Source organism: Nocardioides iriomotensis (assembly GCF_004168035.1).
GTDB lineage: Bacteria > Actinomycetota > Actinomycetes > Propionibacteriales > Nocardioidaceae > Nocardioides_B > Nocardioides_B iriomotensis.
The window spans coordinates 29578-41536 of record NZ_SDPU01000007.1; the positions used below are offsets into that span (position 1 = coordinate 29578).

An 11959-nucleotide genomic window follows, 5' to 3' on the forward strand; every position below is an offset into this window, starting at 1 on the left:
GTTTGTGCCTCATCTGAACAAACGAGTGGTCACCGTCACATGACCGCCGTCACGCGAGGAGGTGCCCGTGCAGGACCACGAGACCCTGCTCGTCGGCACCACCGCCGCCGACCAGATGACGCTGCGCCGCTCGAACCTGGCGCTCGTGCTGCGATCCCTTCGCGACGCCGGCCCGCGCTCGCGCGCCCGGCTCGCTGCCGACCTGGGACTCAACAAGGCCACCGTCTCCAGCCTCGTGGCCGAGCTCACCGACCGCGGCCTGGTCCGCGAGGGTCAGGTCGAGCGCGGCGGCATCGGCCGCCCGGGGCTCACCGTCGAGCTCGCCGGCCAGAGCGTCTGCGGCATCGGGGCTGAGGTCAACGTCCACCACGTCGCGACCCTTGCGCTGGACCTCGGCGGGGCGGTCGTCTCCGAGCACCGGCGGTCGCTCGACACGGCGAGCCTCGACGCGGGCGTGGTGCTCGACCACCTCGCGGACCTGGTCACCCGCACCGCCGACGACGTCGCGGCCCACGGCGCGCGGCCGATCGCGCTGACCGTCGGCATCGCGGGACTCGTCGACGCCGAGCGTGCCGTGCTCACCACCGGGCCCAACCTGGGCTGGCGTGACGTGCCGGTCGCCCGGATGCTGCGCGACCGCCTCGGCAGCACGGACAGCGGTGGCTACCCGATCGTGATCGACAACGAGGCCAACCTCGCCGCGATCGCCGAGGCGACGCCCGGCGACGCCTCGCGCCGCGACATGCTCGTGATCTTCGGCGAGGTCGGCGTCGGCGGCGGGATCATCGCCGACGGACACCTGCTCCGCGGCCACCAGGGGTACGCCGGCGAGTTCGGCCACATGATCGTGGATCCCACCGGCCACCGTTGCGGCTGCGGCCGCACCGGCTGCTGGGAGACCGTCGTCGGGCTGCGAGCGCTCCTCGACGCCGCCGCCGACCCCGACGACCCGGTGCGTGACCCGAGGCTCGGCCTCGAGGACCGCCTGGCCGAGATCAACCGGCGCGCGTCGCTCGGTGACACCCGCACGCTCGCCGCCCTGGAGCGCGTGGGCGACTGGGTCGGCGTCGGTGCCGGCGTCCTCACCAACGCGCTCAACCCCGGCGTGATCGTGCTGTCCGGCTACTTCGCCGAGGTCGGCTCGTGGATGCGCGCCGCGATCGAGCGCCGCCTGCACGACGCGGTCCTCGCGCCGCACGCGGGCGGCACCCGCGTCGAGCTCTCGACCCAGGGCTTCACCGCCGCCGTCCGTGGCGCCGCGACCGTGGCGCTCGAGTCCGTGTTCCACGACCCGACCCGCGTCGAGCGCCGGGTCGGGTCCTCGATCGGAGGCACCCCGTGACCACCCAGAACACCGTGCACGACGGAGCCCTGCTCCAGATGTCGGGCATCGTCAAGGAGTTCCCGGGCGTGCGCGCCCTGGGCGGCGTCGACCTCGATGTCCGCGCCGGCGAGGTGCACTGCCTGCTCGGCCAGAACGGCGCCGGCAAGTCGACGCTGATCAAGGTGCTGTCCGCGTCCTACCAGCCCGACGACGGCACCATCGAGTGGGAGGGCGAGTACGTCTCGCTCACGACGCCGGTCGCCGCGATGAAGCTCGGCATCTCGACGATCTACCAGGAGCTCGACCTGGTCCCCGACCTGACGGTGGCCGAGAACATCTACCTCGGCCACGAGCTCAGCAAGGGCGGGTTCACCCAGCGGGCCGCCGCGGCGAGCAACACCCGAGCCATCATGGAGCGCCTGGGTCACCCGGAGATCGCGCCGTCGCGCACGGTCGGGTCGCTGTCCCCGGCCGGCCAGCAGATCGTGTCCATGGCCCGCGCCCTCTCCCACGACACCAAGCTGCTCATCCTCGACGAGCCGTCGGCGGTCCTCGACCAGGGCGAGGTGCACAACCTCTTCCGGGTCATCCGCGGCCTGACCGACGAGGGCGTCGCGATCATCTACATCTCGCACCGGCTCGAGGAGATCCGCGAGATCGGCGACCGGATCACCGTCCTCAAGGACGGCAGGACGGTGGCCACCGGGCTCGACGCCAAGGTGACGCCGACCAAGGAGCTGATCCAGCTCATGACCGGCCGCTCCATCGAGTACGTCTTCCCGCCCCGCCCCGACACCCCGCGCGACCGCGGCGAGGCCGTGCTGGAGGTGCGCGACCTCGCCCTGGCCGGCGTCTTCAGCGGCGTGGACCTCACCGTGCACGCGGGCGAGATCGTCGGCCTGGCCGGACTCGTCGGGGCCGGCCGCTCCGAGATCATCGAGACGGTGTACGGCGCCCGGAAGGCGACCGGCGGCACGGTCACCGTCGACGGCACGAAGATCAGCCGCGGCTCGGTCGTCGCGGCCGTCAAGGCGGGTGTCGGCCTCGCCCCCGAGGAGCGCAAGAGCCAGGGCCTGCTGCTCGACCAGGCCGTCTACCGCAACATCACGATCTCGTCCCTCAGCCGCTTCTCGCGCTCCGGCTTCCTCGACAGTGCGGACGAGCGACGCAGGTCCGACGAGCTCGTCACGTCGCTCGACGTACGCCCCAAGGGCGTGTCCCGCGCCGTCCGCACCCTGTCCGGTGGCAACCAGCAGAAGGTCGTGCTCGCCCGTTGGCTGCTGCGCGACTGCCGGGTGCTGCTGCTCGATGAGCCGACCCGCGGCGTCGACGTCGGCGCGCGCTCCGAGATCTACAACCTGATCCGCAGGCTGGCCGACAGCGGCGTCGCCGTCGTCGTGGTGTCCAGCGAGGTCGAGGAGGTGCTCGGTCTCGCCGACCGGGTGCTCGTCGTCCGCGAAGGCGCCGTCGTGCACGACGCACCGGCGACCGAGCTCGATGAGTCCAAGGTCCTGGACCTGGTCATGGAAGGAAGAGTGGCATGACAGACACCGCCGGTGTCTCCCCGTCCGCCTCGCAGCCGGAGCCGACGAGCGACAGCAAGAGCGTCGAGGAGGCCGCCGCCCGCGCGGGTCAGCAGCAGGGCGGCCTCGCCCTCTTGCGAACCAGCGCCGGTCGCAACCTCGGCCTGGTGCTGGCGCTGGTGCTCGTCTGCATCGCCGGCTTCGTGACGAGCGGGAGCCAGTTCGCCAACCTCGACAACGCCCTGACGATCCTGCGCCTCGCGTCGGTGATCGGGGTGGTCAGCATCGGCATGACCTTCGTGATCATCGGCGGCGGCATCGACCTCTCGGTGGGCGCGATCGTCGCCCTCGCCTCGGTCTGGTGCACGACACTGGCGACGCAGCGGATGGCCGAGGACACCCACTGGACGATGATGGTGTTCAGCGCGCTCGCCGTCGGCCTCGGCTGCGGCCTGGTCAACGGCCTCCTGATCTCCTACGGCGGAGTGGTGCCGTTCATCGCCACGCTCGCCATGCTGGCCGCGGCCCGCGGCTACGCCGAGATCCTGGCCCAGCGCCGGACCCAGCTCGTCAGCGTCTCGGAGTTCCTGGACTTCTTCCGGATCGACGTCCTGGGCGTGCCGATGCTGGTGCTGATCTTCGTCGTGGTCTCCGCGATCGGCTGGGTCGTGCTCAACCGGACGACGTTCGGCCGCCGCACCCTGGCGGTCGGCGGCAACCCCGAGGCCGCCCGTCTCGCCGGCATCAACATCAAGCGCCACACCGTGATGCTCTACGCCCTGCTCGGGCTGTGCTGCGGCATCGCGGCGCTGATGATCACGGCGCGCACCACGACCGGAGCGTCCACGCACGGCCTGCTCTACGAGCTCGACGCCATCGCGGCGGTCGTCATCGGCGGCACGCTGCTGTCCGGCGGGCGCGGCACCATCGTCGGCACCGTGCTCGGCGTGCTGATCTTCGGAGTCCTGAACAACGTCTTCGTCCAGAACGACCTCTCGAGCTCGGCCCAGGCCGTCGCCAAGGGCGTCATCATCGTGGCCGCTGTCCTGCTGCAGCAGCGGTTCGCCCGGCAGTCCAGCAGCTCACCGTGATCCGGCACGCACCCCGGCACATCTCGGACCCCATCCACACCACGAGGAGAACAACCATGTCCGTTTCCACCCTGCCGCGCCGGCGCAGGCTGCTGACCGGCGTCGCCACCCTCGCTGTCTCGGCGGTCGTGCTGACCGGCTGCACGAGCAACGAGCCCGAGCCCACCGGCGACACCGGTGGTGGCACGGAGAACGCAGCGAGCTCGAACGACGACACCGGCGAGACCGTGACGATCGGGTTCTCCGGTCCGGCCGCCGACCACGGCTGGCTCGCCGCGATCAACAGCAGCGCGCAGGCGGAGGCCGAGAAGTACGAGGACATCGACTTCCAGACCGCCGAGGGCACCAACGACCCGAGCGCGCAGATCGCCCAGGTCGAGACCTTCATCAACAACAAGGTGGACGCGATCGTCCTGCTGCCGACCGACGGTGCCGCTCTGACCGACGTCGCCATCAAGGCGATGGACGCCGGCATCCCGGTGATCAACGTCGACCGCGAGTTCTCCTCGCCGTTCGCCGCGCGCACCACGATCCTCGGCGACAACTACGGCATGGGTGTCTCGGCCGGCACCTACGCCTGCCAGCTGATCGAGGACAACGACATCGCCGACCCGGTCATCGCCGAGATCGCCGGCATCGACTCGCTGCCGCTGACGCAGGACCGCTCGCAGGGCTTCAAGGACGCCCTCGAGGCCTGCGACCAGGAGGTCGACAACCGCGTCGCGGCCGAGTTCACCGTCGAGTCCGGCAACGAGGCCGCGGCCAACCTGCTCCAGGCCGAGGACAAGATCGACATCATCTGGAACCACGACGACGACCAGGGTGTCGGCGTCAAGGCGGCGTTCGACGACGCCGGTCGCGACGAGTTCTTCTTCATCGGCGGCGCGGGCTCCAAGAACGCCATGCAGTGGATCAAGGACGGCGAGATGGAGGCCACGGTCCTCTACCCGCCGACCCAGGCCGCTGACGGCATCCGCCTCGCCCGGCTCATCGCGCAGGACAAGGGCATGTCCGACCTGGTCCAGGTCGAGGTCCCGAAGCGGATCGTGCTGAACGCCCCGGTCGTGAACGCCGACAACGTCGACCAGTACTTCGACCTCGGCTTCGAGTCCTGACCGACTGACTCTGACCGGTCGCACGTCTCGTGCCCGCCCCGGTGACCCGATCCTCCTCGGACCGGGGCGGGCACGCCCACCCACAGGAGCCTCACCAGATGAACGACACGCCCTCCGCGGGGACACTCGCGGTCGCCATGGTCGGTCACGCCTTCATGGGTGCCGCCCACTCCCAGGCCTGGCGCACGGCGCCGCGGTTCTTCGACCTGCCGCTCGACCCGACGATGTCGGTGCTCTGCGGCCGTGACGCCGGGCGCGCAGCCGCGGCCGCCTCCCGGCTGGGCTGGGCCGAGAGCGCCACCGACTGGCGGTCCGTGATCACCCGTGACGACGTCGACCTGGTCGACATCTGCACCCCGGGCGACAGCCACGCGGAGATCGCGGTGGCCGCGCTCGACGCGGGCAAGCACGTCCTGTGCGAGAAGCCGCTGGCCAACACGGTCGCGGAGGCGGAGCAGATGGCCGAGGCGGCCGAGCGGGCCCGCGCCGCGGGGGTGCGGGCCATGGTCGGCTTCACCTACCGCCGGGTCCCGGCCATCGCCTTCGCCCGGCAGCTCGTCGCCGAGGGGCGCATCGGCGAGGTCCGGCACGTCCGCGCGCAGTACCTCCAGGACTGGATCGCCGACCCCGAGGCACCGCACTCGTGGCGCCTCGACAAGGAGCGGGCAGGCTCCGGTGCGCTCGGCGACATCGGCGCCCACATCGTCGACCTCACCCAGTTCATCACGCAGGACCGGATCACCGAGGTGTCCGGCCAGCTCGTGACGTTCGTCAAGGAGCGCCCGGTCGCGGCCGAGCACTCCGGTCTGTCCGGCACCGCCGGACGTGCGGGCGAGACCGCCCCGGTCACCGTCGACGACGCGGCGGTCTTCCTCGCGAAGTTCACCGGCGGCGCCGTCGGCGTCTTCGAGGCGACCCGGTTCGCGACCGGCCGCAAGAACGCCATCCGGATCGAGATCAACGGCAGCGCCGGCAGCCTCGCCTTCGACTTCGAGGACATGAACGTCCTCCACCTCTACGACGCCACCGAGCCCGACGAGACCGCCGGCTTCAAGCGGATCCTCGTCACCGAGTCGACGCACCCGTACGTCGCCGCCTGGTGGCCGCCCGGCCACGGTCTCGGCTACGAGCACGGCTTCACCCACCAGGTGGTCGACCTCGTCACCGCCATCGCCGAGGGCACCGACCCGGCCCCGACGTTCGCCGACGGCCTGCAGGTGCAGCGTGTGCTCGCCGCCGTCGAGACCAGCTCCGACACCCGCCTGTGGCAGGAGATCCCCGCATGAGCGACTACACCCCGCGCCCGGAGGACAAGTTCTCCTTCGGCCTCTGGACCGTCGGCTGGCAGGGGGTCGACGTGTTCGGCCCGGCGAGCCGGCCGCTGCTCGACCCCGTCGAGGCGACGTACACCCTGGCCGAGCTCGGCGCCTCCGCCGTCACGTTCCACGACGACGACCTGGTACCCGAGGACAGCAAGCGCGAGGAGACCCTGGAGCGGTTCGCCAAGGCGCTCGCCGACACCGGCCTCGGCGTGGAGATGGTGACGACCAACCTCTTCGGCCACCCGGTGTTCAAGGAAGGCGCGTTCACCGCCAACAACCGCGAGGTCCGCAGGTACGCCGTCGCGAAGACGCTGCGCAACATCGACCTCGCCGCGAGCCTCGGCGCGCACACCTTCGTGCTCTGGGGCGGGCGCGAGGGCGCGGAGCACGGCGCCGGCAAGAACGTCCGGGCCGCCCTCGACCGGTACGCCGAGTCGCTCAACCTGCTCTGCGCCTACGTCAAGGAGCAGGGCTACGACATCCGCTTCGCGCTGGAGCCGAAGCCCAATGAGCCGCGCGGCGACATCCTGCTGCCCACCATCGGACACGCGCTCGCGCTGATCAGCGAGCTCGACGACCCGTCGATGGTCGGCCTCAACCCCGAGGTCGGGCACGAGGAGATGGCCGGGCTGAACTTCGCCCAGGGCATCGCGCAGGCGCTCTGGCACGACAAGCTCTTCCACGTCGACCTCAACGGCCAGCACGGCCCCCGCTTCGACCAGGACCTGCGGTTCGGCGCCGGCAACCTGCGCGGCGCGTTCTGGACGGTCGACGCCCTCGAGGGCAGCGGCACCGGTAACCGCTACGACGGCTACCTGCACTTCGACTTCAAGCCGCCGCGCGCCGAGGCGATGGACGGCGTCTGGGAGTCGGCGCGGGCCTGCATGCGCAACTACCTGATCCTGCGTGACAAGGTGCGCGCGTTCCGGGCCGACCCGGACGTCGCCGCCGCCCTCGCCGCCGCCGAGGTCGCGACGCTCAACGAGCCCACTCTGGGCGACGGCGAGTCGCTGGCCGACCTCCGCGCGGAGAGCCACGACATCGAGGCGCTCGCCGGCCGCAGCGTCGGCATGGAGGCCCTCGACCAGCTCGCCATGGAGCACCTGCTCGGCGTGCGCTGACGCCGCACCCTCCCCCGCCGTACCGGAAGGAACGAACTGAGATGGCACGACCGATCACCCTGTTCACCGGCCAGTGGGCCGATCTGCCGTTCGAGGAGATGTGCAAGCTCGCCTCGGGCTGGGGGTACGACGGCCTGGAGATCGCCTGCTGGGGCGACCACCTCGACCCGTGGCAGGCCGCCGAGGACGACTCCTACGTCAAGGCGAAGCTGGACCTGCTGGAGAAGTACGGCCTCAAGGTCTATGCGATCTCCAACCACCTCAAGGGCCAAGCCGTTTGCGACGACCCGATCGACCAGCGGCACAAGGACATCCTGTCCTCGCGCATCTGGGGCGACGGCGATCCCGAGGGCGTGCGGCAGCGCGCGGCCGAGGAGATGAAGATGACCGCCCGCGCCGCCAAGAACCTCGGTGTCGACGTCGTCGTCGGCTTCACCGGCTCGTCCATCTGGAAGTACGTCGCGATGTTCCCGCCGGCCACCGCGGAGATGGTCGCGGCCGGCTACCGCGACTTCGCCGACCGGTGGAACCCGATCCTCGACGTGTTCGACGAGTGCGGCGTGAAGTTCGCGCACGAGGTGCACCCCTCCGAGATCGCCTACGACTACTGGACCACGGTCGCGACGATGGAGGCGATCGGGCACCGCGAGGCGTTCGGCCTCAACTGGGACCCGAGCCACTTCGTCTGGCAGGACCTCGACCCGGTCGGGTTCCTCTGGGACTTCAAGGACCGGATCTACCACGTCGACTGCAAGGACGCGAAGCGTCAGGTCGGCAACGGTCGCAACGGCCGCCTCGGCTCGCACCTGCCCTGGGCCGACCCCCGACGCGGCTGGGACTTCGTGTCCACCGGCCACGGCGACGTGCCCTGGGAGCAGTGCTTCCGGATGCTCAACACGATCGGCTACACCGGCCCGATCTCGATCGAGTGGGAGGACGCCGGCATGGACCGGCTGCTCGGCGCCCCGGAGGCGCTGGAGTTCGTCCGCCGGCTCGCCTTCGACGCACCGGAGGCCGCCTTCGACGCGGCCTTCTCCACCTCCGACTAGGTCCGGCCGGTCGAGCCTGTCGAGACCCCGGACCCAGCACCACCCACAACACCAGTCCCCTCGGGAAAGGACTCACCATGTGTTACGGATACGACGGCCACGCTGCCTTGCGCGAGTCGATGGAGAGGCGCGGCGCCAGCCGTCGCTCGTTCCTCAAGGGCGCAGCCGCCTCGCTGGCCGGCGCGGCCGCGGTCGGGGCCGGCGCGCTCCCCGCGTCGGCGGCGGTACACGCCGTACGACGGGTGCCGCCGGGCAAGATCAGCATCCAGCTGTACACCCTGCGCTCCATCATGAGCGGCGACGGGATCGAGGCGACGCTCGCGAAGCTGGAGGAGTACGGCTACCCACGCGTCGAGCTCGCCGGGCTCTACGGCCGGACGGCGTCGTCGTTCCGCTCGACGCTGGACTCCTACGGCATCCGCGCCTCGTCGAGCCACGACGGGATCAGCGGGAGCACGGCCGCTCTGCACCAGAAGCTCCAGAACGCCGTCACGCTCGGCCAGAACTACGTCAACGTCCCGTACCTCAACTCCGCCGAGCTGTCGGCCTGGCAGGAGTGGGCCGACCAGATGAACGCCGAGGCCGCGGTCGCCAAGGGCTACGGCCTGCGCTACGGCTACCACAACCACGCCCACGAGTTCACGATCCGGCTCAGCAACGGCCAGACGCCGTGGGAGGTGTTCACCGAGCGGCTCGACCCGTCGCTGGTGCACCTCGAGGCGGACCTCTACTGGGTCGTCACCGGTGGTCTCAACAGCGGTGACGGCGTGGCCGACCCGGAGCAGTTCGCGATCGACACGATCAAGGCCGCGCCGCAGACCGTCCGGCAGTACCACGTGAAGGACAAGCAGTACGCACGACCGAACAGCGACGGCGACCACGTCGACCTCGGCACCGGGTTCATCGAGTTCGACCGGATCTTCGCCGCGCACACCGTCGAGGAGTACATCGTCGAGAACGACTCTCCCGACGTCACCCCGCTGCAGACCGCGGAGGTCGGCTACAACTACCTCCGCACCCTGCGGTTCTAGGGCGTGGCTCTCAATTCTGGCCGTCGCGAGCGTCGTCCGGTGCGTGCGATGGCAAGGCGCCGGAGCGAGGGCGGGCCGGCGGCCCGTCGAGTGACGGCAACGCCGCCAGCGTGCGTGTCCGGGCGGCGCGCAGCAGGCCAATGGAATTGAGAGACACGCCCTAGGCTCCGATCAGCTCCAGCACCGCGGAGGTGGGCCGCACGTCGCCGAACGAGCGGTACACCACGTGGAGGCTGGCGTTGTGGTCCTGGTCGTCGACCGCCGCACAGGCGTCGGCGACCAGGACCACGCGGTAGCCCAGCGTGCTCGCGTCGCGCACGGTCGACTCGCAGCACACGTTCGTCACCGTGCCCGTCACGACCACCGTGTCGATCCCGCGCTCGGCCAGCAGCTCCGGCAGGGGCGAGCGTCCCGGGAAGAACGCGCTGGCTGCGGACTTCTCCACCAGCAGGTCCGTGTCCTCGCGCACCTCGAGCTCGTGCCAGAGCCGGTCGCGCAGCGGGCCGCTCCCGCCGGACGCGCTGTAGGCAGCCGCGACCTCCTCGCCGTAGAACTCCCGGTCGACCGCCGTACGACGGGAGGGGCCGGGCACCACCCAGGCCACCGTGCCGCCGGCGTCGCGCAGCGCCGTCGCGAGCGCGTTGACGCGCGGCACGAGGCCGAAGGCGTACTCGTTCTGCTCGACGAAGAACGGCACCACGTCGACCACGACGAGCGCCGTCCGGCGGGGGTCGAGCTGCTCGAACGCGTGCCGCCGTCCGCGGCGTGACTCGTGCCGGGCGTACTGCCGCTCGTCGATCCGCCAGTCGTGGGTGCGCCGCTGCATCGGGCCAGTCTGGCCCGCGGGTCAGCCGAGCCCGAGCACCCGGACCGCGCGCGTCGCCATCCGGGCCTCGCCCAGCGCGTTGGGGTGCACCACGACCGGGTTCGTGCCCTGCAGCACCGGCTCGACCCAGCGCACACCGACCGGCTGGCAGGCGTCGTGACCCTCGGAGACCTTGTTGAGGTTGACGTACGTCGTGCCGGTGGCGGCGGCCGCGCGCCTCACCGCGTCGTTGAGCACCCACTGGATGTGCCGGACGTAGGGGACGTCACCGGTCGCGACCGGCATCCGGTCGAAGCAGCCGACGGCCTTCGGCATGATCCACGGGTAGCCGAGGATCGCGACCTCCGCCCTCGGCGCGCGACGGTGGACCGCCTTCAGCGCCTTCACCAGGTCGGGGTACGTCGTGGTGCGGATGGTGTCCGCGAAGGACGAGCCGTACCTCTCCTTGCAGGGGCTGCCCTGCCCGAGCGTGCTGAGGCCGGCCACGCCGCAGGACTGGATCGTGCTGATGAAGACGCCGCTGTCGTTGCCGCCGATCGTCATCGTGACCAGGTCGGCCTGCTTGGAGAGCGCGTCGAGCTGCGGCGCGACCCCGGGGTACTGCGACTCGAAGTAGTCGCTCGTGTCGGCTCCCCCGCAGGTCACGTCGACCAGCGCGGCTCCGGTCCGCTGGGCGATCCGGTGCGGGTAGTTGCTCGTGGAGCGCGCGCACTGCGGCGCCGCCGTCGGGTCGGGCGGCAGCACACCCGAGGCAGCGCTGTAGGAGTCGCCGAGCGCGACGTACCTCAGCGGGTCCTCCGACGCGGCCTGCGTCGGGGCGGCGAGCGCGGCGGCAGCGATCAGCGCGGAGAGGACGGGGACGAGCAGGCGGACGCGCACGGAGTACTCCCTCGGTCGGTTGTCTGCACAGTGCAACTGGGAGTGACAACGCGCAAGACAGGACGAGGTCACGGGGCACCACTACGGTGTGCGGATGTTCTCGCGGCTGCTCGGCTCGTTCCCCCGCTCCGACGTCCCGGGGCCGGAGGACGCCGGCCGTCCGCCGAGCGGCGTGCGAGCCGTCGTGGGAGAGCTCGCCGGCGCGACGCTCGCGGACGGCCTCTACCGGTTCCACACCGCGGCCTCGGCCGCCCGTGCGGACGCGATGGTGCTCGAGGCGTTCCCCGGGCTCGCCGGCCGGGTGGCCTGCTTCGGGTTCGACTGGCTCGGCCATCAGCTCAGCCTGGACCCCACCCGCGGCGCGGACGACGACCCCGAGGTGCTGCTCCTCGACGTCGCGTTCGGCGAGGTGCTGGAGGTCCCGGTCCCCTTCTCGCGGTTCCACGACGAGGAGGCGGTCGACCACGCGGACGCCGCCCTCGCGTCCGACTTCTACGCCGAGTGGCGGGAGACGACGGCCCAGCCCCTGGCGTTCGGCGAGTGCGCCGGCTACACGACACCGGTCTTCCTCGGCGGGGAGGACGACGTGGAGAACCTGGAGATCACCGACCTGGAGGTCTACTGGTCACTGACGGCGCAGCTCCGGCAGGGCATCTCCTAGCCGGTGGCCGGTGCCGC

At 71.1% G+C, this 11959-nt stretch carries 11 protein-coding genes; 9 read left to right on the forward strand and 2 right to left on the reverse strand.

The features are described from left to right. Positions 1-67 precede the first annotated feature (67 nt). From ETU37_RS01560 to ETU37_RS01595, 8 genes are all read left to right on the forward strand, one after another. Positions 68-1342 (forward strand): ROK family transcriptional regulator, encoded by a 1275-nt coding sequence (locus ETU37_RS01560; protein ID WP_240755473.1) that lies wholly within the window; start codon positions 68-70, stop codon positions 1340-1342. Then, positions 1339-2868, forward strand: a complete 1530-nt coding sequence (locus tag ETU37_RS01565) for a sugar ABC transporter ATP-binding protein (protein WP_240755474.1) — start codon at positions 1339-1341, stop codon at positions 2866-2868. Before ETU37_RS01560 ends, ETU37_RS01565 begins: the two co-directional genes overlap by 4 nt. Then, on the forward strand, positions 2865-3938 hold the full coding sequence (locus ETU37_RS01570; protein WP_129985118.1) for an ABC transporter permease: 1074 nt from the start codon (positions 2865-2867) through the stop codon (positions 3936-3938). The genes ETU37_RS01565 and ETU37_RS01570 overlap by 4 nt, the downstream gene beginning before the upstream one ends. A 56-nt stretch (positions 3939-3994) precedes the next feature. Then, positions 3995-5053: a substrate-binding domain-containing protein gene (locus tag ETU37_RS01575; protein WP_129985119.1), complete on the forward strand. Its 1059-nt coding sequence runs from the start codon at positions 3995-3997 to the stop codon at positions 5051-5053. A gap of 98 nt (positions 5054-5151) precedes the next feature. Next, a complete protein-coding gene (locus ETU37_RS01580) occupies positions 5152-6339 on the forward strand; it encodes a Gfo/Idh/MocA family protein (RefSeq protein ID WP_129985120.1) in 1188 nt (395 codons plus the stop codon). Next, complete coding sequence (gene xylA, locus ETU37_RS01585) at positions 6336-7496, forward strand: xylose isomerase (RefSeq protein ID WP_129985121.1); 1161 nt, start codon at positions 6336-6338, stop codon at positions 7494-7496. Before ETU37_RS01580 ends, xylA begins: the two co-directional genes overlap by 4 nt. 41 nt (positions 7497-7537) lie before the next feature. Next, the gene (locus tag ETU37_RS01590; protein WP_129985122.1) at positions 7538-8545 is read left to right on the forward strand and encodes a sugar phosphate isomerase/epimerase family protein; all 1008 of its coding nucleotides are present in this window, start codon (positions 7538-7540) and stop codon (positions 8543-8545) included. A gap of 77 nt (positions 8546-8622) precedes the next feature. After that, positions 8623-9576, forward strand: coding sequence for a sugar phosphate isomerase/epimerase family protein (locus ETU37_RS01595; protein WP_129985123.1), 954 nt, complete (start codon positions 8623-8625; stop codon positions 9574-9576). A gap of 160 nt (positions 9577-9736) precedes the next feature. On the opposite strand, the gene ETU37_RS01600 is transcribed toward ETU37_RS01595, so the two are convergent. Then, a complete protein-coding gene (locus tag ETU37_RS01600; protein WP_129985124.1) occupies positions 9737-10402 on the reverse strand; it encodes a cysteine hydrolase family protein in 666 nt (221 codons plus the stop codon). 21 nt (positions 10403-10423) lie between these two features. Beyond that, on the reverse strand, positions 10424-11281 hold the full coding sequence (locus ETU37_RS01605; protein ID WP_206053630.1) for an SGNH/GDSL hydrolase family protein: 858 nt from the start codon (positions 11279-11281) through the stop codon (positions 10424-10426). 94 nt (positions 11282-11375) lie between these two features. Here ETU37_RS01605 and ETU37_RS01610 point away from each other — a divergent pair, with 94 nt between their 5' ends. Further along, a complete protein-coding gene (locus ETU37_RS01610) occupies positions 11376-11942 on the forward strand; it encodes a T6SS immunity protein Tdi1 domain-containing protein (RefSeq protein WP_129985125.1) in 567 nt (188 codons plus the stop codon). The last annotated feature ends 17 nt before the right edge of the window (positions 11943-11959 follow it).

What these genes read in the sequence shown, in the direction of transcription:
- ETU37_RS01570 (WP_129985118.1), top strand. Translation starts at nt 2,865, where the DNA reads ATGACAGACACCGCCGGTGTCTCCCCGTCCGCCTCGCAGCCGGAGCCG.
- ETU37_RS01575 (WP_129985119.1), top strand. Translation starts at nt 3,995, where the DNA reads ATGTCCGTTTCCACCCTGCCGCGCCGGCGCAGGCTGCTGACCGGCGTC.
- ETU37_RS01580 (WP_129985120.1), top strand. Translation starts at nt 5,152, where the DNA reads ATGAACGACACGCCCTCCGCGGGGACACTCGCGGTCGCCATGGTCGGT.
- xylA (WP_129985121.1), top strand. Translation starts at nt 6,336, where the DNA reads ATGAGCGACTACACCCCGCGCCCGGAGGACAAGTTCTCCTTCGGCCTC.
- ETU37_RS01590 (WP_129985122.1), top strand. Translation starts at nt 7,538, where the DNA reads ATGGCACGACCGATCACCCTGTTCACCGGCCAGTGGGCCGATCTGCCG.
- ETU37_RS01595 (WP_129985123.1), top strand. Translation starts at nt 8,623, where the DNA reads ATGTGTTACGGATACGACGGCCACGCTGCCTTGCGCGAGTCGATGGAG.
- ETU37_RS01600 (WP_129985124.1), bottom strand. Translation starts at nt 10,402, where the DNA reads ATGCAGCGGCGCACCCACGACTGGCGGATCGACGAGCGGCAGTACGCC.
- ETU37_RS01610 (WP_129985125.1), top strand. Translation starts at nt 11,376, where the DNA reads ATGTTCTCGCGGCTGCTCGGCTCGTTCCCCCGCTCCGACGTCCCGGGG.